Origin of the sequence: Martinezella dioscoreae, from assembly GCF_009176305.1 — a bacterium.
Classification (GTDB): Bacteria; Pseudomonadota; Alphaproteobacteria; order Rhizobiales; family Rhizobiaceae; genus Rhizobium; species Rhizobium dioscoreae.
Window position 1 is genome coordinate 23,059 of record NZ_BLAJ01000001.1, and the last position, 22,617, is coordinate 45,675.

Consider the following 22,617-nt stretch of genomic DNA (forward strand, 5'->3'; position numbering starts at 1 on the left):
TCAGCTGTTTTTCAGTTTTGTCATATCGCCGTCAAATGGCGCCGCCTTTCGCTTCGTGCCAAATGGAAGCACTGTACGCGGCGATGTCGGTGCTATAGATCGTTGCGAAAGGGGTCCGATATGTCATACGAAGAGAGCCGCATCACCAAACTCGAGGAGATGGTCGCTCATCAGGCCAAGACGATCGAGGAACTGTCCGACCAGATTGCCGAGCAATGGAAGGTCGTCGAACAGACCAGGCAGAAGCTCGACCGGCTGACCGAGCGGTTTTTGACGCTGGAGGAACAATCGCTCGAAGCGCCGGCCATTACCAAGCCGCCGCATTACTGAATCAGGTCACCGCGTCATTCACGTTTCGGTGTTACACGCGGGCGTGTGTAACAAAAGAGCCTGTCTTCCCGTATTTCTTTGTGACCGGAGCATTTGCATCGCGGTCGAGAGGAAATCACCATGAAGATTTTATCGACGGACATGATCCGATTCCGTTCAGCACGCTTTGTTCGCTTCGCCGGCCTGACAGCGGCAGTATTGCTTGGCGGCGTTGCGCTGCAATTTGTCGGCCGTGCTTCGGCCGAGGACGCGCGTGTCATTCCCGCACCGAGCATGGACGAGAAGGCAGCCTCTGCCAACACGGAGACGGCGGTGCTTGCCGGCGGCTGTTTCTGGGGCGTGCAGGGCGTCTTCCAGCACGTCAATGGCGTCATCAGCGCGACGTCAGGCTATACCGGTGGCAGCAAGGATGCGGCGCATTATGAAATGGTGAGCGGTGGCGATACCGGCCATGCCGAATCCGTGCGCATCGTTTTCGATCCGCACAAGATCAGCTACGGCCATCTGCTGCAGATCTATTTCTCAGTGGCACATGATCCGACGGAGCTGAACTATCAGGGGCCGGATACCGGGACGCAATATCGCTCGGCGATTTTCCCGACCAGCCAGTCACAGGCCGATATTGCCAAGGCCTATATCGATCAGCTCAACCATGCCAAGGTCTTCGACGCCATGATCGTCACCAAGATCGAGCCGGCGCGGCAATTCTATGCCGCCGAGAGCTATCATCAGGATTTCCTGACGACGCATCCGACGTATCCGTACATCGTCATCAACGATCTGCCGAAGATTAAGAACCTCGAGCATCTCTTTCCTAGGGATTATCGCCCCGACCCGGTTCTGGTGACCGCGAGCGCCGGCGCGAACTGACCGATAGCCGATGAGCTAACCGGCGAGCGATGCCCGCCGGTCACGGCCGCCTTGCAAGAAATGCTCATTACTCTCAGCGCGTCTGGTGTATTGCTGCGCCACCTGACATTCATCGAGAGTGCGCTTCGCCATGATCGTCCGCGACCGGCCGAATCTTTTCCAGCTTTTCTTCATCCTTCGTGGGTCGATCATCCGGCGTATCCTGCCGCAGATCATTGCCATCTTTCTGCTGTCAGCATTGATCGTCTGGGGCCATGAGGAGCGGCCGAACCTCATCGTCTCCTTCAACGGCTCGGCGCTATCGCTGCTCGGTATCGCGCTTTCGATCTTCCTCGGTTTTCGCAACAATGCCTGCTACGACCGTTGGTGGGAGGGGCGGCGCGACTGGGGGCAGCTCGTCCATCTCGCGCGTGGCTTCGCCCGGCAGACGTTGGTGCTGGAGAGTGCAGGGGAGGCCGGCATCGAAGCGCGCAAGGACCTGCTGCGCCTGACGATGGCCTTCGCGCAGGCGCTGGTCTGTCTTCTGCGGCCCGGCAGCGACGAGGGCAAGGTGTTTCGCCTGCTTGCTCCGAGCGAGGCGGAGTTTTACCATGCGGCCCGCAACAAGCCCGATCTCATTCTGCGCCTCATGTCTGCCGATCTGGCGCGATTGAAGGCACTGGGCACGATTTCGGATATCCAGTACCAGATGCTGGATATCACGATCGGCCAGATGGGTGCGGCCCAGGCGGCTTGCGAGCGGCTGCGCAATACGCCGCTGCCCTTTGGCTACACGCTGCTTCTGCATCGCACCGCCTATCTCTTCTGTTTCCTGCTTCCCTTCGGTTATGTCGATACGCTCGGCTGGGGGTCGCCCTTCGTGACCGCCCTGATCGCCTATACCTTCTTTGGCCTGGATGCGCTGGGCGACGAGCTGGAAGACCCTTTCGGCCATCGCCCCAATGCGCTCGCCATCGGTGCGCTTGCGGATACGATCGAGATCGATCTGCGCGAAGCGCTGGGAGAAACCGACCTGCCGCCGCTGCCGCAGCCCAAGGACTTTCTGCTGATGTGAAAATCGGCAAAAAATATTCTTTGGGCGATGGAATAGAATCCGGAGTGCTTCCGTATATAGGTGTATGGAACGCAAAGGACGCACATTCGATGTTTTAGGGCAGCTCGGTTCGCTGAGACGTTATGCCCGCTCGCTCGTGCGCAATGCGGACGAGGCCGAGGATCTGGTGCACGACGCGCTGGTCAAGGCCTATGAGCGCAAGGCTTCTTTCAGGCGCGACGGCAATCTGCGCACCTGGCTGCTATCGATCCTGCACAATGTGCATATCGACCGCCTGCGCCAGAAGAAGTCGTTGAACCGCCGTCACGAGGAGGCTGCGGCCGACCTCGAAACGGCATTGCCGGCATCGCAGGATCACACGGTTCGCCTGAACCAGGTCCGCGAAGCTTTCTTCAGTCTGCCCGAGGAGCAGCGCGAGGCGCTGCATCTGGTGGCGATCGAGGATCTCTCCTATCAGGAGGCGGCATCAGCACTTGGCATTCCTCTGGGCACGCTGATGTCCCGCATTGCCCGGGCTCGCGCGAGCCTGCGCAATTTTGAGGAGGCGACCTCCAAGGTTTCACATCTCAGGCTTATCGAGGGAGGCGGCAATGAAAATCGTTGATCCGATCATCGATACCGATCTCGACGCCTATGTCGACGGCGAACTGACGCTTGCGCGCCGTGTCGAGGTGGAATCCTATCTCTCGGAGCATCCGGAGATCGCCGCCAAGGTAATGGCCGATATGAGCATCCGCGGCGAGCTGCGCATGGCGCTGGCCGGAGAAGGCCATGTGGTTCGGGCGGAAACGCGTGAGGCCGCACGGCGGCTGGAACGCGGGCTGGTCTACGGCCGTATGCTGGGCTCTTTCCAGCGTGTTGCGGCCGTTGCCGTGCTGGTCACGACCGGCTGGGTTGCGCATACGTCCTTCGGCGCCTTTACGGCGAGCGAGGTCAGCGCGTCGACACGGCCGCCGGCCTTCGTCGACGATGCTGTGCGCGCCTACAAGACCACGGCCGTGCGCGAAGAAATCAAGCCGCAGTCGGCGGCTGCAAATTACAATCCGGATGAAATCCGCGCATCGACGGCAATCATTTTGCCGCAGCTGCCGGGCGACTGGCGCGTCACCGATGCGCAAATCTATCCGTCCGAATTCGGTCCGAGCGTCGAAATGATGGTCGATGCCGGCGCAGACGGACATTTGTCACTGTTTGCCGTCCGTCCGGGCAATTTCGCCGTGCAGGATGTCAGTCACATCAAGCGTGACGATGTCCAGGCTGCCTATTGGCAGATCGGGGAAGTCGCCTATGCGCTGATCGGCAACGGCAAGGCGGGTCAGCTTGACGGCGATGCCGAAAAGCTTGCCCGCAGCCTCTACTAGTTTGGATTAAAGGAGAACGACCATGAACCCGACCAATCCGCGATACGGCTACGGAGCCGCCGCCGGCTCTCAGGCGCTCTTCGACGAGGGGCTGCGCCGGCATATGCTGCGCGTCTACAACTACATGGGTATCGGCCTTGTCGTGACGGGTATCGTCGCGCTGATCGTCGGCACGACGCCGGCGCTCTATGTGCCGATCTTCCAGAGCCCGCTGAAGTGGGTCGTCATGCTGGCGCCGCTTGCCTTCGTGTTCTTCTTCTCGTTCCGCATCCAGTCGATGTCGGCCAGCACGGCGCAGATGATGTTCTGGGCCTTCTGTGCCGTCATGGGCCTGTCGCTGGCCTCCGTCTTCCTGGTTTTCACCGGCACGAGCATCGCGCGTACCTTCTTCATCGCCGCGACCATGTTCGGCGCGACCAGCCTCTACGGCTATACGACGAAGCGTGATCTCTCGAACATCGGCTCGTTCCTGATGATGGGTCTGTTCGGTGTCATCATCGCCAGCATCGTCAATATCTTTCTGGGTTCGAGCGCACTGCAGTTCGCCATCTCGATCATCGGTATCGTCGTCTTCGTCGGCCTGACCGCCTGGGATACGCAGAACATCAAGGAGCAGTATGCCGAAAACTACGATCAGGAATCGCAGCAGAAGCTCGCCGTCTTCGGTGCCCTGTCGCTCTATCTGAACTTCGTCAACATCTTCCAGTTGCTGCTGAATTTCACCGGCGAGCGGGAGTAGTTTGAAATTGCCTGCTTGAGCATGGTCAGAGCTAAAGGGCACTCCACGCCTTTGGTGATCATGCTCCGGTAATGCGTCTCCCTGGGGGCTTGTTGAGACGCATGACGCGCCTGCAGTATCTGCGCCGATACTGCAGGCGCAACTTTTTTGGGAGAACGGCACACGGGATGTGCACCGATATTCGCCGCCACGCGGCAAAGGGGAAGGTGCCGGATTAAAAGAGCACTGTCTAAAGAAAAGGCCCGATAGCGCAGATCTGCTGCCATCGGGCCTTTCATCATTGGAGATATGCGGTTTCTCGTCCGTCAGGAGACGAGCCTGATCTTACCATTCGGCGACGCTGCCGTCCTCATGGCGCCAGACAGGGTTGCGCCAGCGATGGCCTTCCTTGGCACGCTCGATGACATAGGCTTCGTCGACTTCGATGCCGAGGCCGGGTCCCTGCGGGATCGAAACGAAACCATCGGCATAGTGGAACACTTCCTTGTTGGAGATGTAGTCGAGGATGTCGTTGCCCTTGTTGTAGTGAATGCCGAGGCTCTGTTCCTGGATGAAGGCATTGTAGCTGACGGCGTCGACCTGCAGGCAGGCGGCAAGCGCGATCGGGCCGAGCGGGCAATGCGGGGCGAGCGCCACGTCATAGGCTTCGGCCATGGCCGCGATCTTGCGGCATTCGGTGATGCCGCCTGCGTGGGAGAGATCGGGCTGAAGAATGTCGACATAACCGTCCGACAGGACCGACTTGAAGTCCCAGCGCGAATAGAGACGCTCACCCAAAGCGATCGGCGTCGAGCAATGATTGGCGATTTCCTTCAGCGCCTCGCGGTTTTCCGACAGCACCGGCTCTTCGATGAAGAGCAGCTTGTAGGGTTCCAGTTCCTTGGCGAGTACCTTGGCCATCGGACGATGGACGCGGCCGTGGAAATCGACACCGATGCCGATATAGGGGCCGATTGCCTCGCGGATGGTGGCGATGGTGTCAACGGCCTTCTCCACTTTGTCATAGGTATCGACGATCTGCATTTCCTCGCAGCCGTTGAGCTTGATCGCCTTGAAGCCGCGGGCGACCACATCCTTGGCGTTGTTGGCGACGTCGGAGGGGCGGTCGCCGCCGATCCAGGAATAGACTTTGATCTTGTCACGCACCTGACCGCCGAGCAGCGAATGGATCGGCTGACCCAGCGCCTTGCCCTTGATGTCCCAGAGAGCTTGGTCGATGCCGGCCAGCGCCGACATGTGAACGGCGCCGCCGCGGTAGAAACCGGCGCGGTACATGACGGTCCAGTGATCCTCGATCAGGAAGGGGTCTTTGCCGATCAGATAGTCTTCCAGTTCGTGCACGGCGGCCTGTACGGTCAGCGCACGGCCCTCGACCACGGGCTCACCCCAGCCGACGATGCCTTCATCGGTCTCGATCTTCAGGAACAGCCAGCGCGGGGGAACGATATAGGTCGTCAGCTTGGTGATTTTCATGGGAATGATTCCGTTTGGCTTTGGGTTGTGTCAGCGGCGCGAGGCCGCAGATCTCCGGGTTTCGGGATTGGTTATCCGGCCTTCGTCCAGCCGTCGTTCGACAGCGAGATCGCGGGCCGCAAGATCGAGCATGCGATGGGCACAGGCGCGTGCGGCATCGCGGTCGCGCAGGCGCAGTGCCTCGACAAGTTCGCCGTGAACGGCAATCGCTTCGTCGCGGCTATCGGCGGCGACGTTGGAGGCGTGCAGAGCATATTTCAGGCCGGCATGCATGGCGCTGGAGAGGCGCCGGAACACCTGGTTGTGACTGGCGCTCAGAAGTACGCTGTGGAAGGTCACGTCGGCTTCGGTAAAGCCTTCCGGATCATCGCCGCTGTCGCGCATCTGCTGCCATGCACTCTCCAGGTCGGCAATTTCGCGGGCCGTGGCGCGCTCGGCCGCATATTCTGCGGCGGCGGGCTCTATGGTGCGGCGCGCTTCGAGAATGGAGCCGAGAATATCGAAATCGGCGATATAGGGACCCATCCATGCCAGCACGTCCTGGTCGAGAATGTTCCAATCGTCCTTGTCGCAAACGGTGGTGCCGATGCGCGGCTTGCCACGCACGAGCCCCTTGGACTCCAGCACCTTGAGGGATTCGCGGATGACCGTGCGGCTGACGCCGTACATTTCGCAGAGATCGTTTTCGCGCGGCAGGGTCGAGCCGGAGGGGTAGCGTTCGGCACAGATATCTTCGGCGATCGCCGCCGTCACGTTTCTGCGCACGCGCGGACGGCGGCCGGGCTGAGCCGATGACTCGTGCCCCTGTCTTTCGAGCGATTCCACCCTATCTCCTCCACACCGTTTCGCATGCTTTTCCGAATACCTTCTCTTTCGACGAGAGGGGCTTCCATGCGGGCGATGCCTTGCCGCGCTTCGCGCCCAGGTGAACGCGATGATATGGTAATCATCATACATTGGCAATATGCTTGTATGATGATTTAAAAAGGCTTCGATGAGGCTATCCGGGAACAATCCCTCGTCCCATGCTTTTCGAAATCGGCCTCGCTGCTGTTACGGCGGCGTCGTCTTGGGCGGATAGAAGAACTATGGTGACGATGCAGGCGGTCAAGCCGCTTGCCGTCGATCATCAACGGGAGGCGCGGTTCCGCTCCCGAAATTCATTCAACGACAAGGAGGATGACATGCAGATCAATCGCACAGGTTCGGCTCAATGGTCCGGTGGCTTGAAGGACGGCAAGGGTCAGATCTCGACGCAGAGCGGCGCGCTCAATCACTATCCTTACGGTTTTGCCAGCCGCTTCGAAGGCGTTGCCGGCACCAATCCGGAAGAGCTGATCGGCGCGGCGCATGCCGGCTGCTTCACCATGGCCCTGTCGCTGATCCTCAATGAAGCCGGTTTCACCGCCGAAAGCATGGAGACGACGGCCAAGGTGACGCTTGAAAGCGTCGAAGGCGGCTTCGCCATCACCGCAATCCACCTGACGCTGACCGGCAAGGTGCCCGGCGCCGATGAAGCGACCTTCACCGAGCTTGCCAACAAGGCGAAAGCCGGCTGCCCGGTTTCCAAGGCGCTTGCCTCCGTTCCGATCTCTCTGGAAGTTCACGCCGCCTGAGCGGCCTCTAAGGTCTTCGCGTCGCGCTGGCTGGCGCGGCGCGTTTCGTATATATTCCGCATTCGGGGCATTGGGCTGTCATTTCCATCGAAATGCAATGCTCACTTGGAGGGGCGAATGTCTGGAATTCTCTTGATTCACGTCGTCATCAGCTTGGTCGCCATCATCAGCGGCATCGTGGTAGCCTACGGCTTTCTCACCGCCGACCGTCATAATCGTTCGACGCTCGTCTACATGCTGACGACGGCTCTCACCAGCTTGACGGGTTTTCTGTTCCCGTTTCATGGCGTGACGCCGGCGATCATCGTCGGCATTATCTGTTTGCTGATCTTCATTCCGACGGCGCTGGCGCGCTACACATTCCACCTTGCCGGCATATGGCGTGCCATTTTCGTGATCGGCGCGCTCGTGTTGTTGTTCTTCAACTGTCTGGTGCTCATCATTCAATCGTTCCAGAAGATACCGGAGCTCAATGCGCTGGCGCCCACCGGAAACGAGCCGCCGATTCTCGCGGCGCAGGTGGCGCTTTTGGTGGTCATCGTCTTCGTCGGCTTTTTCAGCCTTCGACGTTTTCATCCGACACTCTTGAGCGCCTGACAACGCAGCGGCGGTGCCGCGATAAAATTTCGGACACTTTCGGCTTCGCCCCGCGAGGCTGTTGTCGATCGTTTAACTGTTGCTTCAAGTAGTTCGGCGCATTCTCGGTTTATTGAATAGCATCTAAAAGCCGCCCAAGTTGTGGTCGGCTTTATTGACATCGGCGCTCTGATGGTTTACGAGTGACGAAAATTGAAAATCGTCACTCGTAAACCATCAGGCCTGCTTATGCTCGATCTTTCCGACGTTAGCGCCGATCCTGCCCGCCAGGAAAACATCACGCGCATTCTCGATGCCGCCGAAAAGCTGTTTCGCCACTATGGCTACAGCAAGACGAACGTCGCCGATATCGCCCGGGATCTCGGCATGTCGACGGCAAATATCTACCGGTTCTTCGGCTCCAAGACGGAAATCCACCAGGCTCTTTGCGGGCGCATGCTCGGCCAGAGCTATCAGATGGCTCTTGGTATCCGTAATCAGCCGATCAGCGCGACCGAGCGGCTACGGGCTTACGCGCTATCTCAGTACAAGATGATATTGGAGACCATGCTGGATGAGCAGAAGGTTCACGAGATGGTCATCGTCGCCATCGAGCGCGACTGGCATGTCATCGAAAAGCATATCGAGCGTACGCAGGCGCTGGTCGCCGAAATCATCGCGGAGGGGATTGCTGCCGGCGAATTCGCCGAACAGGACCCGCATCTTGCCGCCAAATGCTTCGCTGCGGCGACCGTCGATCTCTGTCACCCGCAAATGGTGGCCCAGTGCCTTGCCAAGCCCTACCAGGCAGATCCCGAAGATATCATCGCATTCGTCATCAGGGCTTTGAAGAAATAGCAATGCGCGCACCGGATGGCCGGCGTGTTTCCACTTTTTGTTCGATTTTAGGAGAGCGACATGGTTTCGCTGACGACCAACACTCTACGGGCCGCTGCCGGTGCGGTTCTACTTGCAGCCTTGGGGCTCGGGCTTTCGGGCTGCAATGAGAAGAAGGAAGAGACGGCGGAGGTGATCCGGCCGGTCAAGGTCGTCGAAATCGCCCAGGCGGACACGACGCGCAAGCTCGACTATTCCGGCGCCGTTCGTGCGCGGACGGAAATGAATCTCGGCTTTCGCGTCAATGGCAAGATCATCGAGCGCAAGGTGGATATCGGCCAGAGGGTAAAGCCCGGCGATGTGATCGCCCGCATAGATGCCACCGACTATATCCTCGCCGTGCGCCGCTCGCAGGCCGATCTGGATGCGGCCGAAAAGCAGGTGCAGACGACCGAGCTTGCCCGCACGCGTGCACAGACGCTCTTTAACAAGAATGTCACCTCGAAGTCGCAGCTCGAGCAGGCGGAGCTTTCCTATGAGCAGGCCGTTTCGACGCGCGATTCCGCGGTGTCGGCATTGACCGAGGCGAAGAATCAGGTCGCCTATGCTGACCTGACCTCCGACATGAATGGTATCGTGACCGCAATCAATGCCGATGTCGGCCAGGTGGTCAGTTCCGGCACACCAGTCATCACCGTTGCCGTCGATGGCGAGAAGGAAGTGCAGGTCGCTGTCCCGGAAATGGACATCGCCCAGTTCAAGGTCGGCAAGGACGTCAAGGCGCGCTTCTGGTCCGACGCGGCGCTCGTGCTGGATGGAAAGGTGCGTGAAGTGTCCGGGAGTGCCGATCAGTCGCGCACCTTCGCGGTGCGTGTGAGCGTGCCGAACGATCCGCGCGTTCTGCTTGGCATGACCGCGACGATCGAGGCGCTTGCCGACAATACGCAGCCCTATGTTTCCATTCCGCTGAGCGCGCTTGCACAGAGGGACGGGCAACAGATCGTCTGGCTTGTCGACCGCAGTGCCGGCACTGTGCATTCCCGGACCATCAAGGTCGCGGACTTTTCCGATGACGGCGTGCGCGTGGCCGATGGCCTCAAGACCGGTGATGTCGTCGTTGCAGCCGGCACCCAGTTCATGAGCGAAAACATGAAGGTCAAGCTTCCGAGCGTCGGCGCTCAGCAGGCCTCCGCTGACACCAAAGCCGCTTCGGCGGATATCGTACGCTGATCCGGATAGAGGGGGACGACGTCATGTCCATCAATAGCACCTCTGGCGAGAGGAAGCGTTTCAACCTGTCGCGCTGGGCGATCGCCCATCCAAGCATCGCGCGCTTCCTGTTCGGGCTCATCATTATCGCCGGCGCGCTCGGCCTGACCCATATGGGTCAGAAGGAAGATCCGGATTTCACCTTCCGCGTCATGGTCGTGCAGACCGTCTGGCCCGGCGCCTCCCTGCAGGACATGGAAGACCAGGTGGTCAACAAGATCGAGCGCAAGCTGCAGGAAACGCCGCATCTCGATTGGGTCAAATCCTACACCCGCGCCGGTTTTGCCATCACCACCATCCAGATCAAGGGCGACACCAACACCGCCGAGGTGAAGGACGCCTTCTATCAGATCCGCAAGAAGGTCGGCGATATCGGCAACGAGCTGCCGTCCGGCCTGCTTGGGCCTTATTTCAACGATGAATTCGGCGATACCTTCATCACGCTGCATTCGATCAGCGGCGACGGCTACACCTATCCGGAGCTGAAGAAATTCGCCATCCAGGCCCGTGACATGCTGCTTTCGACGCCTGGCGTCGAGAAGGCCACCATCATCGGCGATCAGGCGGAGCAGATCTATATCGACGTCTCCTCCAAGGTTCTGGCGGAGCGCGGGCTGACGCTCAACGATCTGAAGAACGCCGTTGTCGGCCAGAACAATGTCGATCCGGCCGGTAATGTCGATACGAGCACGCGCTCCGTGCGTATTTCGGTCGAGGGTGACGTCAACAAGATCGAGGACATCAAGAACCTGCGGCTCAACGCCGGCGGGCAGGTGACTCGTCTCGGCGATATCGCTACCGTCACCGCCGGCCTGCAGGATCCCTATACAGCCAAGTTCCTCTACAATGGCCATCCGAGCGTTCAGCTCGGCGTCGTCATGGCTCCTGGCTTCAAGGTGACCGATGTCGGCAAGTCGGTTGAGGAAACCTATAAGCGCTTCGAAGCCTCGCTGCCGGTCGGCGTTCAGGTCGATCAGATCGCCAACCAGCCTGATGTCGTCACCGACGCGATCAGCGAGTTCATGCATGCGCTGGGCGAAGCTCTCGTCATCGTGCTGATCGTCTCGTTCCTCTCGATCGGCTGGCGTTCCGGCCTCGTGATTGCCATCGCCATTCCGCTGGTGCTGGCCGCGACCTTCGCCATCATGTACGAGTTCGGCATCGACCTGCAGCGCATTTCGCTCGGCGCGCTCATCATCGCGCTCGGCCTGCTGGTCGACGACGCCATGATCGTGGTCGAGCTCATGGAGCGCAAACTGGAGGAAGGCCTCGTCAAGCTCGATGCGGCCAGCTTCGCCTATTCCTCGACCGCCTTCCCGATGCTGACGGGCACGCTGATCACCACAGCCGGCTTCATCCCGGTGGGCTTTGCAGCGTCGACAGCAGGCGAATATGTCCGCACGCTCTTCTACGTCGTCGGCATCGCGCTCGTCGTCTCCTGGTTCGTGGCCGTGTATTTCACGCCATGGCTCGGCTACATGATCCTCAAGCAGCGCCACCATGCCGGCGAGCATCATGATGTGTTCGACACGCGCTTCTATCGCCGCCTGCACTCCTCGGTCGCCTGGGCCGTACGCCATCGCGTCATCGTTCTGCTGCTGACGCTTGCCGCCTTTATCGGCAGCCTGTGGTCCTTCCAGTTCATTCCGCAGAACTTCTTCCCGCAATCGTCGCGTCCGGAAATCCTCGTCGATCTCTGGCTGCCTGAGGGCACCAGCATCAAGGAGGTCGAGCGCGAGGCTCAAGCGCTGGAAGCCCGTATGGCCGATGATCCGGACAAGCGCTTCATCGCTACCTATGTCGGCCAGGGCGCGCCGCGCTTCTTCCTGCCGCTCGATCAGCAGCTTACTAACCCGAACTATGCCCAGATGCTTGTCATGGCCAAGGACGAGCCGGCTCGCGAGCGGCTGATCGCCAAGATGCGAGGCATCCTGGCGGCGGATTTCCCCTCCGTCCGTGGCAAGGTCGACCGCCTGTTCCTCGGCCCGCCCACAGGCTGGCCCGTGCAGCTACGCGTCATGGGTCCGGACCGGCAGGAGGTTCGCCGTATTGCCGACCAGGTGAAGCAGCGCTTTACCCAAAACCCGCTGCTCGGCGCCATCCATGATGACTGGCTCGAGCCGGTGCCGGCGATGAAGCTGGTGATCGATCAGGACCGTGCCCGCGCTCTCGGCGTTACCTCGCAGCGCATCCGCCAGATGCTGCAGGCCTCGATGTCCGGCTTCACGCTCGACAATTATCGCGAGGGTGAGGAAACCGTCGGGATCGTTGCCCGCGAGCCGGAGGCAAGCCGTCATCTGCTGACCTCGGTCAACTCCGTCTATATCCCGACCGACTCGGGCGGGTTCGTGCCGCTGTCGCAAGTCGCCAAGATCGTGCCCGTCATGGAGCAGAGCATCGAATGGCGCCGCGATCGTCTGCCGACTATCTCAGTGCGGGCAACCTTGCCTGATAACGTGCAGTCGAACGACGTGACGGCCAAGCTCTACAACGATATGGCTGATCTGAGGAGCAGCCTGCCGGCCGGTTACAAGATCGAGATCCAGGGCGGCGCCGAAGACAGCGCCGAAAGTCAGGCCTCGATCGCCGCCAAGGCGCCGATCATGCTCGTCATCATCGTCCTGCTGTTGATGGCGCAGCTGCAGCACTTCGGTAAGGCAATGCTGGTGCTGGCGACCGGCCCGCTCGGCATCATCGGCGCAGCAGGGGCTCTGCTCATCAGCGGTGCGCCCTTCGGCTTCGTCGCGATCCTCGGCGTCATCGCTCTGCTCGGCATCATCATCCGCAACTCGATCATCCTCGTCGACCAGATAGACCAGGATATCGCGGCCGGGATGGATAGGAAGGAGGCGATCATCGGCTCGGCCGTACGTCGTTTCCGCCCGATCATGCTGACGGCGCTGACGGCCGTTCTGGCGCTGATCCCGATCTCGCGCGGCGTCTTCTGGGGACCGCTCGCCTACGCCATGATGGGCGGCATTCTGGTCGCGACCGTGCTGACGATCTTCGTCCTGCCCGCCGGCTACGCCCTGTTCTTCGGCCGCGAGCCGAGGAGCAAGTCGGCGGAACCGCCGGCCAAGGAGCAGGCCGACGCGGAGGAGCAGAATACGATCCAGCTGCCGCCGGCCGTGGCGGCGGAGTAAGGCACCTGAAAGAAACAAATATCCCGGCTTCGAGCCGGGATATTTGTTTGAACCGTTCAGATCGATGGCAGGATCGTCTGTTTACCTTCGGCGATCTTGAGGATCGTCAGAGTTCCGCCCATCGAAACGGCCGTATCGATACCGATGCGGCTGAGACCAAAAACGGGATGCGAACCTGGTGTGTGGCCGTGGACCACCAGCAGCGGCAATTGCGGTCCGCCCGACAGGAACGGCTCACGAATCCACATCAGATCTTCATCCGTCTGCTCACTGAGAGGAAGGCCGGGTATGATGCCGGCATGGACGAAGAGTATCGAGCCGTAAGTGACAGCTATAGTTAGCGAACGCAACAGGTCGACATGCGCTGCCGGCATTGCCTTAAGCGTCATGTCGCGCAACTCCGCCACGCTGTAGCCTAGGTCGAAGAGCATATGTCTGGCGTCGATGCCGTAGGATGCGAGCGTCGGCAGGGCACCGAACTCCAGCCAATGGATGTTGCCATCGGGATCGTCCAGAAAGCGCAGGAACACGTCGTCATGATTGCCGCAAAGCGCATAGCGATCAAAGCCTTCAGGCGGCGGCGCGCTAAGATGCGCCAGGACATCGCTGGAACGTGGGCCGCGATCGACATAATCGCCGAGAAACAGCAGAAGCTTTCGGCCGGGAAGGGTGCGCGCATCCGCGATGATGTGCATTTCGGCCTCCATCATCTCATCATAACAGCCATGGATGTCGCTGAGCGCGTAGATCGCCGTGTAATCACGTCCGGTGAGATCGATGCGGTCTCGTTGATGCTGCATGAAATCGACCGTTTCCTGCCGGGTCGCGCCTGAACGGCCGCGGCAGTCCAATTGCTTGACATGGTGTCGAGAAACCCGCCTGTGGCGAGCCCATAGTAGACGGTATTCCAAGCGTCGATCCGCCGCAAGTCTTACGGGCACAGGCATTGGTCTGAACCGCTGAAATTGCAGGGAAATTCAGAACATCTTCGGCGGACCTCGTCCATAACGCGATCCCCAGAACGGTCGCTCAGCCGCGATAGGCGGCTTCGAGCCCGGCAATGTCGAGCTTGACCATGCCCATCCAGGCTCGCATGACACGAGCGGCCTTGGCGGGATCCGGATCGGCGATATATTTGCGGAGCACCGCCGGCACGACCTGCCAGTAGACGCCGTAGCGATCCGTAACCCAACCGCATTCCACCGGCGCGCCACCATCGACAAGGCCATCCCAAAGGCGGTCGACCTCAGCCTGATCGGCGCAATCCACCTCCAGCGAGATCGCATGATTATATTCGATGCGGTCGCCGCCGTTCAGTGCCATGAAGGACTGACCGGCGAGCGTGAAAGTAACGACCAGAACCTCATCGGGCTTGCCGGAGGGCATGTCGACAATGTTCTTCTGCACGTGATCGATCCGGGAATCGGGGAAGAGCGAAACATAGAAATTCGCAGCCTCCTCGGCTTCGCGCGCAAACCACAGGCATGGGGCAATCTTGGACATCGGGTGCTCCTCTCTCGTTGGGTACCCCAAGGACGAAAGAGGAGCGGCAAAGCCGACAGGATTGCGGAATTTTTCGAGTTCGTGCCGACAGTCGAGCGGCTAGACCAAGCGGCCGCCACCATCGATATGCAAGATCTCTCCCGTCACAAAGCGGTTGGCCATCAGGAAGAGGATCGCCTGCGCGATATCTTCCGGCCGGCCGATATTGCGGCTCGGCAGGGTCGAGGCGGTCTGTTCGAGCACCTGCCGCTTGGCCTCGCCCATCAGGCCATCGAGCAGCGGGGTATCCACCCATCCCGGCGAAACCGCGTTGATGCGCATTGGCGACAATTCGATGGCGAGGGCGCGAACCGTGCTTTCGACCGCGGAAACGGCGGCCGCCACGACCGCACCGATGGCGGCGGGACGGGAGGCTAACTGCCCGGAGGTCATGGTGATCGAGCTTGCAGGATGCAGCAGGGGAAGAGCAGCCTTGATGGCGAGCAAGGGCCCGATCAGCCGTTCGTTCATGACCTTCGAGAGATCAGCCTCGGACTGATCCTTCAGCGACTGCAGGTGCACGGTCCCCGCCGTGATCAGCAGATGGTCGATTCTTTCGATCCCCGCAAACATCGCCGGCTGCGGGGCGGCAATATCAGAGACGATCTGGACCGCGCCACCGATCGCCCCGGCGGCTTCCCGAAGACGCTCAGGGTTGCGGGATAGTAGAAAGAGATTTGCGCCGGCTTCCTTAGCCTGTCTGGCCGTTGCCAAGCCGATCCCCGAGGAGCCGCCGATGATGACGATGTTCTGACCTTGGAACGATTGAGGCTGCGGATTGCCCGTTTGAATGGTGCTGGTCTGCAAGACTGGTTCTCCGATTGGGTTGTTGACCGGCCGGAAGATCGTCGATCGGCATATGCTCGGGAAGAAAGCGAATAGCGATGTCATTTATCGTAAAAGACGATAAGATGTGGTCATGGATATGCTTTCCGCCATGCGCATCTTTACCCGCGTCGTGGAACGCGGCAGCCTTTCGGCCGCCGCGCGCGATCTTGGCCTTGGCCAGCCCACCGTCAGCGAGCGTGTCGAAAAGCTGGAGAAGCATCTGGGGGCGCGGCTCCTTTACCGCACGACGCGTTCTGTGCAGGCGACCGATGCCGGTGCGCGCTTCTATGATTATGCCAAGCGCGCCATCGAAGCAGCCGAAGAGGCTGAGGCTTCCGTCGCCTCGGCCGAGACATCGCTGACCGGAACGTTCCGGATCGCCGCGCCGCATGGGCTTGGAGAGATGACATTGCCGAGGCTGCTCGTCGAATTTCAGACGCGGCATCCAGCTTTGGCCATCGATGTGATCCTGAACGATCGCTTCGTCGATCCGATGACCGAAGGCGTGGATCTCTCCATCCGCATCGGTGAGGTTGGCAGCGGCAATTTCATCGCCCGCCGACTGGGGACTATGCAGCGACTCATGCTGGCCGCTTCCGGCTATATCGAGCGGCATGGGTTGCCGCGCGAACCGGCAGAGTTGGCAGCCCACCCTTTCATTCGTTTCCCAGGCTTCGCGGCGGATGAGCGGCTGCATCTAATCGGTCCCGACGGCGGCCCGGTGGAGGTGCCCATCCGCACCGCGTGGCGCGTCAACCACTGGCGGCCCCTCATGGAGGCGGTATTGGCGGAAAGGGGAATAGGCGCTCTGTTCACATTTGTCTGCGGCCGGGAGATCGCCGATGGCAAGTTAGTGCCCGTACTTCCTTCCTACGAGTTCAGGCGAGTGGGTGTCCATGCCATCTATCCGCCTGGACCGCGACCGGCTGCCCGGACAAAGGCTTTCCTTGCGTTACTCGCCGAGCGGATGGATCTCCTCCTTGGCGAGGCACATGAGCCTTCTTGAAGGACCTATCAACCGCCTGCCAGCCTCTCCGCGAATTCGATCGCCTCTATCAGGCTGCGCTCATTGGCAATGCCCTTGCCGGCAATGTCGAAGGCGGTGCCGTGGTCGACGGAGGTGCGCACGATCGGCAGGCCGAGGGTGATGTTGACGCCGGAAAGGTCAATCCATTTGCCCGTCGCCGGATCGATCTCGAAACCGAGCAGCTTGACCGGAATATGCCCCTGATCGTGATACATGGCGATGACCGCGTCGTACTGGCCGGCGCGCAGCTTGACGAAAACCGTGTCGCCGGGAACCGGGCCGACGATATCGAGCCCATCGGATACCGCCTTGGCGATGGTGGGCGCGGAGATATCGATATCCTGCCGGCCGAAGAGGCCGCCTTCGCCGGCATGCGGATTGAGCGCTGCCACCGCGATCTTCGGGCTGGCGATGCCGAGGTTTTTGAGCGCCTTGTGCGTGAGGTCGATGACGAGCCGCAGCCGCTCGGGCGTCAGGCGCTTCGGCACATCCTCCAGCGCGACATGGGTGGTGACGTGGCTGACGCGCATATTGCCGTGGGCGAGCATCATCACGGAGCCGCGCGCGCCGGTAAGCTCCGCCAGCAGTTCGGTATGGCCGGCATAATGGAAGCCGGCCTTGTTCAGCGCTTCCTTGTTGAGCGGTGCGGTGACGATGCCGCCGACCTTGCCCGATAGCGCCAGCTGAACGCCCTTTTCGATCGCCTTGAAGGCCATGCGGCCGCCATCGGCGGAAAGCCGGCCCGGCAGGATCGGCTCTCCTTCCGCATCGGCCTGGAGGAAGCAGAGATTCGGCCAGTCGCCCTCCATCTCAGCTTCGGGGATTTCGATATCGAGGCCGAACTGCTTTTCGGCAAGCCGCAGGGCAGGGCCGCTGCCGATAATGGTTAGTTTCAACTTACCATCGTCGAGCCTGCCCTTCAAGCGGGCGGCAGCCTTGACGATAATTTCCGGGCCGATACCGGCGGGGTCGCCCATGGTGATTGCAAGATGTTGCGTCATGGTTCTTCTCCTCCGGCAATCAGCCCGTTTTCACTCAAGAGATCGCGCCATAGGGTGGGGCCGCCGAATGCGCCTGATTTCGAGATGACCGTCGTGCCTTCCCAGGGACCGCCGACGATCGTCGAGCGCGGCAGGCCGGGTGCTGCCTGGCCGGTGATGCTGAGGGCTGACACGTTGAGCGCCGAACAGAGATTGCGCAGGGTCTCGCCGCCCGCGACGATCAATGTCCCTGGGGCGGGCAGTGCCTTGACCATGCCGCCGAAGCTCGCCGCGATCCGCCTTGCAGCATCATCGCGTTCAAGCCCCGTCGGCAGGTCGAGGCTGACCATGGCGACGCCGCTTTGCCGGATTTGATGATCGATAGTATCGGCATCGGCCCCTTCCGCAAGCTTCAGCCAATTGGGGCCGCAGGCCTGGAGCTGCGCCAGCGTGATTGGCTGATCCGAGCCGAACAGACCGAGCACCGGCCTCCGCAGCTTGCGCGAGATAGGGACCGATGGCGCTGAGTGGCGTTCGCCTTTGTCCTTGTTTGCGCGAGGCAGGTGATGAGTCGCCAGCTCGATATTACGCGCTAGAGCCCGGGCAAGGCCGCCTGTGCCGCTCCAGAGGACCGGCCCCTTCAGCTCAGATGAGACCCATGCGATGATGGCATCGAGATCATCATCCGTGTGCGCATCGAAAACATGGATGCCATCCGGGATGGACTGGCCTTCGAGCCTATCGAGTGGTGTGTTAAAAGCCGGCAAACCCTCGGCGCGCAAATGCGCTGTTATATCGCCGCTGATGTCGCGCCAGGCGTCCTTGCCGGCATAAAGCACCTGCCGTCCGCCCCGCGTGTGCCGCCCGTGATGCGGGAATGCCGGCGCGAGGATGCAGTGGCGCCAGTGGCCGAGCCGGAAGCAGGCTGCGAGCTCCACAGCCCAGGGGCCGCGAAACAGGCTGTCCACCTTCTTGAAGGCGAGATCGGCGCCCTGCAGCAGCGGCGCAATGCCGCCGACGATCACTTCTGCTTCGGCGGCCGTTTTCTCGCGAGTACCGCTGTCGATCGCGAGACAATCCGGCAGGTTCTCGGAAAGCGCATCGCTGCGCTCCACGTCGATCGGCCCGTAGACACCCACGAATTCGACGGCGGTATCGAGTGCGCCGGTCAAGTCGTCGGCAATGAGGCGGAGGGTGGGCATGAACTCAACGAGCCTTGCGGGTATGGGATATGGAAGCAAGGCCTTACGGCTGCTTGAACGAAGCGCAATCTTCAGCCTTCCAGGGGCCTTGTCAACGCTTGCTTTGTCATCGTTTCATTGATCGGGACCGTGACAATCATCGTGTTCTCGCAGGCGCCTAACCGAGTGTCGCTAACGACGGCTCGCGCCTGCGAGAAAGTCAGTCCTTCCGCAAGTCAGGAAAGTCGGTGCTCAGCGTAACATCCTTCCAGGCATCGAAATTCGCCTTGAGCGCTTCGAGGCGCTTGTAGGCGATATCGAGTGCCGGAGCGCCCAGCAGCAAGCGAAGCGGCGGCACCTCGGCTTCGACCGCCTTTATGATGGCGGCCGCGGCACGCGAGGGGTCACCCGGCTGATTGCCGGAGGATGCTTTCGTGGATTGGCGGCGCTTTCCGGCGGTGTCGTCATAGTCCTCGATCCGGATCGGGGATTCGACCATCGAGCTTCCGGCCCAATTGGTGCGAAACGCGCCCGGCTCGACAATCGTCACCTTCAAGCCAAGTGGCGCAACCTCATAGGACAGGGATTCCGAGATCGCTTCAACGGCAAACTTCGTCGCGTGATAATAGCCTGTCGCAGCGAATGCGACCAAGCCGCCCAATGAAGAGATATTGACGATATGGCCCTTTCTGCGGGCGCGCATCCCGGGCAATACTTCCTTGGTGACATTGATGAGACCGAACAGATTGGTTTCGAACTGTTTGCGCACGCCCTCATCGTCGCCTTCCTCGATGGCGGCGAGATAGCCATAGCCTGCATTGTTGACGAGCACGTCGATCCTGCCAAAAGCGGCGATGGAAGCGGCCACGGCCGCGCGGATCGTGGAGATGTCGGTGACATCGAGGCGCAGCGCCAAAGCGCGTCCTTCGTGTTCCGCGACAAGGGCTTCAAGTTTCTCAGGCTGCCTTGCCGTTACGACGGCCCGCCAGCCCCGCTCGAGTACGGATTTTGCAAGTTCATATCCAAGGCCGGCGGAGGATCCGGTGATAAGCCATACGGGTGTGTCGCTCATGGTCTGCTCCTTTGTTTGCATGTTTTGGTAGCCTTCCGTCGAAGGATTGCCTTGAGCAAAACTAGGGGCGACTGATGCCCAGGCGTTAGGGCAGAAGGACCAGAGTTTCCTACGATCCTTCCAATTTTGCCTGTTGGCGATATCATGTGTAGGAAATGTCGCCATCATCGAAAGCCGAATTTATGGACCCGTCGACACAGCTGCTAGAGCTGATCAGCCGCCACGCCGCCGCTCCGAAGCAGGCGACCGAAGTACAGGGGCTGACGCTTTATAGAGTTGAGCAGCCGACGCTGCCGACGGATACCGTCTACAGTCCGAGAATCTGCATGGTATTGCAGGGGACGAAGACGATCCGGCTCGGAGAGCGGGTTTTTAGCGTCGATTCCTCGCAATATTTCATCGCGACGGTCAATCTGCCGGTGTCTGCGCGGATCGAGCAGGCCGATCCTGCCAGCCCGCACCTGGCGCTTTCCTTCGAACTGGAGAGGGAGGAGATCGCAAAGCTCCTTGCGGAGGCTCCGGTGATCCATGCGGCGGAGCCTCGCGATCACGCCGGAATTGCGGTGTCGCAGCAGACGCCGGAGATCGTGAGTGCTGCATTGCGCCTTGTCTCCTGTCTCGACGCGCCTGACGATATCGAGATGATGGCAAAGCTTGCCAAGCTTGAACTCTATTACCGGCTGCTGCGCGGCGAGCTCGGGCCGATGCTGCGGCAGCTTGCCACGCATGGCACAAATCTGGCGCAGATCGGCCGCGTCACCGACTGGATCAAGGGCCATTTCGCCGAGGCCATGAGTATCGGCAAACTAGCCGACATGGCGGGAATGAGCCCCACATCGCTGCACCGGCATTTCAAGGCTGTGACATTGATGACGCCGTTGCAATATCGGGCGCTCATCCGGCTGCAGGAAGCGCGTCGCCGGCTGCTTCTTCGCGAGGGCAATGCACGGGAGATCGGATTTGAGGTCGGTTATGACAGCCAGACGCAGTTCACGCGTGAATACCGCAAATTGTTCGGTCGGCCGCCGGCGACGGACGCGGCCTTTCTCAGCGGCAGATGACCGAGATTCGCAGGATATTTGTTCTGGAGAGTGAAGCGCACCGGGTTTGCCGATATCTGGCCATGTTCCTGCCTTAGCGGCAGGAGCGATCATGTTTCGTCGCCTTAAGGAGGGCAGGGTGAGCTACGATTTTCATGTGGGCCAGAAGGTCGTCTGCATCGACGATACGTTCAAGCATGTCAGCATCGATCAGCTGATCCGCAAGGGAACGATCTACACCATCCGCTGGGTCGGCGAATACACGCATTATGTCGATGGCACGTTCATCGGCGTGAAGCTGGAGGAGATCCATCGCGGCAATGACGACGGCCCGGAAGGCTATGGCGCCGCCGACATGCCCTATCGCGCCAGCCGCTTCCGCCCGCTGGTGAAGGACAAGATCGCCTCGCTCAGAAAGCTACTCGCGCCGACGCCGGATGCGCCTGCCGAGCCAAAGGTGAAGACCAAGAAGACGGAAAAGGTCTGAGGGCAGGCGGCATCGAGGCTTGCCGCCCCTCTGGATTACACCTGCCGCGCCCGCGCCAGACCGTGCTCGATCAGGCGGCTGACGAGCTCCGGATAGGAAATGCTCGAGGCATCCATGGCCTTGGGATACATGCTGATATTGGTGAAGCCGGGCATAGTGTTGATCTCGTTGATGACGGTGCTACCATCCGGCCGCAGAAAGAAATCGACGCGCGCCAGCCCTTCGCATCCGAGCGCCCGGAAACCATCCGCCGCCATGCGCTTCAACCCCTCTGCCGTGTCGGCCGGAATATCCGCCGGCACGGTGACGACGGCGCCGTTCTGATCGAGATATTTCGCCTCGTAGGAATAGAAGCCGTGGGTCGCGGCCGTGGCGATCTCGCCCGGCACGGAGACGAAGAGCGAACCGTCAGGCTCTTCCAGCACGGCGCATTCGATCTCGCGAGCGCGCACGAATTCTTCCACCAGCACCTTGCGGTCATGCCGGAAGGCCTCGGCCAGTGCTGCCCCGAAGGCCGTGGCATCCTGCACTTTGCTGACGCCGACCGACGAGCCCTGGCGCGTCGGCTTGACGAAGACGGGCGAGCCGAGCGTGGCGGCAATCTCATTGAAATCAGGCTTTTCGCCACGCGTGAGCGTAACCGAGCGTGCCACCGGCAGGCCGGCCTCGCGCAGCAGGCGCTTTGCCATATCCTTGTCGATCGCGTTGGCCGAGCCGAGAATGCCGCAGCCGACGAGGGGCAGGCCGACGATCTGGGCAAGCCCCTGAATGGAGCCATCCTCGCCGTTCAGCCCATGCAGCACCGGAAACAGCACATCGACCGCAGGCAGCTCACGTGCGCCAGACCCCTCCAGCGCCATCAGCCGGCCCTTGCCGCCCGGAACCAGGCAGACTTGCCGGCCCTCATAGGCAACCGGCTCCGGCAGCGCGCCACCCTTTTCCTCCACCAGCAGCCAGCGCCCGCCGCGATCGATCAGGATCGGCACGATCTCATATCGCCCGCCATCGATCGCCTTGACGACATTGCGGGCCGACATGACGGAAACCTCATGCTCGGTAGACTGACCGCCAAACAGAACGGCGACGCGTAGTTTCGACATTGAGGCTTTTCTCCCGGGCCAAGAAGGATGTGATGAGAGAAAGGTTTAAACGGGGGATTGCAGCGGAATTGGGGAGGGATGAGGTGTGCTGT

General features: G+C 60.8%; 23 protein-coding genes. 14 read left to right on the plus strand and 9 right to left on the minus strand.

From position 1 onward, the window contains the following. Positions 1–120 precede the first annotated feature (120 nt). From GDN47_RS00110 to GDN47_RS00135, 6 genes are all read left to right on the plus strand, one after another. Positions 121–330, plus strand: coding sequence for a SlyX family protein (locus GDN47_RS00110; RefSeq protein WP_113354466.1), 210 nt, complete (start codon positions 121–123; stop codon positions 328–330). A 120-nt stretch (positions 331–450) separates the two neighbouring features. Further along, the gene (msrA, locus tag GDN47_RS00115; protein ID WP_113354467.1) at positions 451–1,200 is read left to right on the plus strand and encodes a peptide-methionine (S)-S-oxide reductase MsrA; all 750 of its coding nucleotides are present in this window, start codon (positions 451–453) and stop codon (positions 1,198–1,200) included. A gap of 130 nt (positions 1,201–1,330) precedes the next feature. Next, positions 1,331–2,254 (plus strand): bestrophin family protein, encoded by a 924-nt coding sequence (locus tag GDN47_RS00120; RefSeq protein WP_145636595.1) that lies wholly within the window; start codon positions 1,331–1,333, stop codon positions 2,252–2,254. A 64-nt stretch (positions 2,255–2,318) separates the two neighbouring features. After that, positions 2,319–2,858, plus strand: a complete 540-nt coding sequence (locus GDN47_RS00125) for a sigma-70 family RNA polymerase sigma factor (protein ID WP_113354469.1) — start codon at positions 2,319–2,321, stop codon at positions 2,856–2,858. Continuing rightward, on the plus strand, positions 2,845–3,615 hold the full coding sequence (locus tag GDN47_RS00130; protein WP_113354470.1) for an anti-sigma factor family protein: 771 nt from the start codon (positions 2,845–2,847) through the stop codon (positions 3,613–3,615). The genes GDN47_RS00125 and GDN47_RS00130 overlap by 14 nt, the downstream gene beginning before the upstream one ends. A 22-nt stretch (positions 3,616–3,637) precedes the next feature. Next, a complete protein-coding gene (locus GDN47_RS00135; RefSeq protein WP_112341769.1) occupies positions 3,638–4,354 on the plus strand; it encodes a Bax inhibitor-1/YccA family protein in 717 nt (238 codons plus the stop codon). A gap of 324 nt (positions 4,355–4,678) precedes the next feature. On the opposite strand, the gene dgoD is transcribed toward GDN47_RS00135, so the two are convergent. Both dgoD and GDN47_RS00145 read right to left on the minus strand, forming a co-directional pair. Further along, positions 4,679–5,827, minus strand: a complete 1,149-nt coding sequence (gene dgoD, locus GDN47_RS00140) for a galactonate dehydratase (protein ID WP_145636597.1) — start codon at positions 5,825–5,827, stop codon at positions 4,679–4,681. Positions 5,828–5,857: 30 nt separating this feature from the next. After that, complete coding sequence (locus tag GDN47_RS00145) at positions 5,858–6,652, minus strand: FadR/GntR family transcriptional regulator (protein WP_145636599.1); 795 nt, start codon at positions 6,650–6,652, stop codon at positions 5,858–5,860. Positions 6,653–7,011: 359 nt separating this feature from the next. Between GDN47_RS00145 and GDN47_RS00150 the strand changes: the two genes are divergently transcribed. From GDN47_RS00150 to GDN47_RS00170, 5 genes are all read left to right on the plus strand, one after another. After that, positions 7,012–7,443 carry an OsmC family protein gene (locus GDN47_RS00150; RefSeq protein WP_004117925.1) on the plus strand — a complete coding sequence of 144 codons (432 nt, stop codon included), beginning with the start codon at positions 7,012–7,014 and terminating at the stop codon, positions 7,441–7,443. Between the two features lie 117 nt (positions 7,444–7,560). Further along, positions 7,561–8,040 carry a hypothetical protein gene (locus GDN47_RS00155; RefSeq protein ID WP_145636601.1) on the plus strand — a complete coding sequence of 160 codons (480 nt, stop codon included), beginning with the start codon at positions 7,561–7,563 and terminating at the stop codon, positions 8,038–8,040. Positions 8,041–8,268: 228 nt separating this feature from the next. Beyond that, complete coding sequence (locus GDN47_RS00160) at positions 8,269–8,877, plus strand: TetR/AcrR family transcriptional regulator (protein WP_113332469.1); 609 nt, start codon at positions 8,269–8,271, stop codon at positions 8,875–8,877. A 60-nt stretch (positions 8,878–8,937) separates the two neighbouring features. Further along, positions 8,938–10,086, plus strand: a complete 1,149-nt coding sequence (locus GDN47_RS00165; RefSeq protein WP_113354474.1) for an efflux RND transporter periplasmic adaptor subunit — start codon at positions 8,938–8,940, stop codon at positions 10,084–10,086. Positions 10,087–10,109: 23 nt separating this feature from the next. After that, positions 10,110–13,268 (plus strand): efflux RND transporter permease subunit, encoded by a 3,159-nt coding sequence (locus GDN47_RS00170; protein WP_173002422.1) that lies wholly within the window; start codon positions 10,110–10,112, stop codon positions 13,266–13,268. Positions 13,269–13,324: 56 nt separating this feature from the next. Here the strand turns inward: GDN47_RS00170 and GDN47_RS00175 are convergent, their stop codons facing one another. From GDN47_RS00175 to GDN47_RS00185, 3 genes are all read right to left on the minus strand, one after another. After that, positions 13,325–14,068, minus strand: a complete 744-nt coding sequence (locus GDN47_RS00175; protein WP_113354475.1) for a metallophosphoesterase family protein — start codon at positions 14,066–14,068, stop codon at positions 13,325–13,327. A gap of 229 nt (positions 14,069–14,297) precedes the next feature. Continuing rightward, positions 14,298–14,771: a VOC family protein gene (locus GDN47_RS00180; protein ID WP_113354476.1), complete on the minus strand. Its 474-nt coding sequence runs from the start codon at positions 14,769–14,771 to the stop codon at positions 14,298–14,300. A gap of 99 nt (positions 14,772–14,870) precedes the next feature. Further along, entirely contained in the window at positions 14,871–15,617 is a 747-nt protein-coding gene (locus tag GDN47_RS00185; protein ID WP_113354618.1) for an SDR family oxidoreductase, read from the minus strand. A gap of 112 nt (positions 15,618–15,729) precedes the next feature. On the opposite strand from GDN47_RS00185, the gene GDN47_RS00190 reads away from it, so the two are divergent. Beyond that, a complete protein-coding gene (locus GDN47_RS00190) occupies positions 15,730–16,644 on the plus strand; it encodes a LysR family transcriptional regulator (RefSeq protein WP_145636603.1) in 915 nt (304 codons plus the stop codon). An 8-nt stretch (positions 16,645–16,652) separates the two neighbouring features. Here the strand turns inward: GDN47_RS00190 and pdxA are convergent, their stop codons facing one another. From pdxA to GDN47_RS00205, 3 genes are all read right to left on the minus strand, one after another. Then, the gene (gene pdxA, locus GDN47_RS00195; RefSeq protein ID WP_113354478.1) at positions 16,653–17,666 is read right to left on the minus strand and encodes a 4-hydroxythreonine-4-phosphate dehydrogenase PdxA; all 1,014 of its coding nucleotides are present in this window, start codon (positions 17,664–17,666) and stop codon (positions 16,653–16,655) included. Then, a complete protein-coding gene (locus GDN47_RS00200; RefSeq protein ID WP_113354479.1) occupies positions 17,663–18,847 on the minus strand; it encodes a four-carbon acid sugar kinase family protein in 1,185 nt (394 codons plus the stop codon). The genes pdxA and GDN47_RS00200 overlap by 4 nt, the downstream gene beginning before the upstream one ends. Positions 18,848–19,046: 199 nt before the next feature. Further along, positions 19,047–19,898: an oxidoreductase gene (locus tag GDN47_RS00205; RefSeq protein WP_113354619.1), complete on the minus strand. Its 852-nt coding sequence runs from the start codon at positions 19,896–19,898 to the stop codon at positions 19,047–19,049. Positions 19,899–20,080: 182 nt separating this feature from the next. Here GDN47_RS00205 and GDN47_RS00210 point away from each other — a divergent pair, with 182 nt between their 5' ends. Together GDN47_RS00210 and GDN47_RS00215 are read left to right on the plus strand one after the other, a co-directional pair. Then, positions 20,081–20,959 (plus strand): AraC family transcriptional regulator, encoded by an 879-nt coding sequence (locus GDN47_RS00210; RefSeq protein WP_113354480.1) that lies wholly within the window; start codon positions 20,081–20,083, stop codon positions 20,957–20,959. A gap of 118 nt (positions 20,960–21,077) precedes the next feature. Then, positions 21,078–21,425: a CAP-Gly domain-containing protein gene (locus tag GDN47_RS00215; protein ID WP_113332530.1), complete on the plus strand. Its 348-nt coding sequence runs from the start codon at positions 21,078–21,080 to the stop codon at positions 21,423–21,425. Between the two features lie 35 nt (positions 21,426–21,460). Here GDN47_RS00215 and GDN47_RS00220 read toward each other — a convergent pair whose 3' ends face one another. Further along, positions 21,461–22,525 (minus strand): D-alanine--D-alanine ligase family protein, encoded by a 1,065-nt coding sequence (locus tag GDN47_RS00220; protein ID WP_152092494.1) that lies wholly within the window; start codon positions 22,523–22,525, stop codon positions 21,461–21,463. Between the last annotated feature and the right edge of the window lie 92 nt (positions 22,526–22,617).

Excerpts from the sequence above, each read along its gene's own strand:
- GDN47_RS00150 (WP_004117925.1), top strand. The coding sequence starts at position 7,012 with ATGCAGATCAATCGCACAGGTTCGGCTCAATGGTCCGGTGGCTTGAAG.
- msrA (WP_113354467.1), top strand. The coding sequence starts at position 451 with ATGAAGATTTTATCGACGGACATGATCCGATTCCGTTCAGCACGCTTT.
- GDN47_RS00205 (WP_113354619.1), bottom strand. The coding sequence starts at position 19,898 with ATGAGCGACACACCCGTATGGCTTATCACCGGATCCTCCGCCGGCCTT.
- GDN47_RS00165 (WP_113354474.1), top strand. The coding sequence starts at position 8,938 with ATGGTTTCGCTGACGACCAACACTCTACGGGCCGCTGCCGGTGCGGTT.
- GDN47_RS00175 (WP_113354475.1), bottom strand. The coding sequence starts at position 14,068 with ATGCAGCATCAACGAGACCGCATCGATCTCACCGGACGTGATTACACG.
- GDN47_RS00210 (WP_113354480.1), top strand. The coding sequence starts at position 20,081 with ATGGACCCGTCGACACAGCTGCTAGAGCTGATCAGCCGCCACGCCGCC.
- GDN47_RS00160 (WP_113332469.1), top strand. The coding sequence starts at position 8,269 with ATGCTCGATCTTTCCGACGTTAGCGCCGATCCTGCCCGCCAGGAAAAC.
- GDN47_RS00125 (WP_113354469.1), top strand. The coding sequence starts at position 2,319 with ATGGAACGCAAAGGACGCACATTCGATGTTTTAGGGCAGCTCGGTTCG.
- GDN47_RS00180 (WP_113354476.1), bottom strand. The coding sequence starts at position 14,771 with ATGTCCAAGATTGCCCCATGCCTGTGGTTTGCGCGCGAAGCCGAGGAG.
- GDN47_RS00130 (WP_113354470.1), top strand. The coding sequence starts at position 2,845 with ATGAAAATCGTTGATCCGATCATCGATACCGATCTCGACGCCTATGTC.
- GDN47_RS00110 (WP_113354466.1), top strand. The coding sequence starts at position 121 with ATGTCATACGAAGAGAGCCGCATCACCAAACTCGAGGAGATGGTCGCT.
- GDN47_RS00220 (WP_152092494.1), bottom strand. The coding sequence starts at position 22,525 with ATGTCGAAACTACGCGTCGCCGTTCTGTTTGGCGGTCAGTCTACCGAG.
- GDN47_RS00190 (WP_145636603.1), top strand. The coding sequence starts at position 15,730 with ATGGATATGCTTTCCGCCATGCGCATCTTTACCCGCGTCGTGGAACGC.
- GDN47_RS00120 (WP_145636595.1), top strand. The coding sequence starts at position 1,331 with ATGATCGTCCGCGACCGGCCGAATCTTTTCCAGCTTTTCTTCATCCTT.
- pdxA (WP_113354478.1), bottom strand. The coding sequence starts at position 17,666 with ATGACGCAACATCTTGCAATCACCATGGGCGACCCCGCCGGTATCGGC.
- GDN47_RS00155 (WP_145636601.1), top strand. The coding sequence starts at position 7,561 with ATGTCTGGAATTCTCTTGATTCACGTCGTCATCAGCTTGGTCGCCATC.
- dgoD (WP_145636597.1), bottom strand. The coding sequence starts at position 5,827 with ATGAAAATCACCAAGCTGACGACCTATATCGTTCCCCCGCGCTGGCTG.
- GDN47_RS00200 (WP_113354479.1), bottom strand. The coding sequence starts at position 18,847 with ATGCCCACCCTCCGCCTCATTGCCGACGACTTGACCGGCGCACTCGAT.
- GDN47_RS00170 (WP_173002422.1), top strand. The coding sequence starts at position 10,110 with ATGTCCATCAATAGCACCTCTGGCGAGAGGAAGCGTTTCAACCTGTCG.
- GDN47_RS00135 (WP_112341769.1), top strand. The coding sequence starts at position 3,638 with ATGAACCCGACCAATCCGCGATACGGCTACGGAGCCGCCGCCGGCTCT.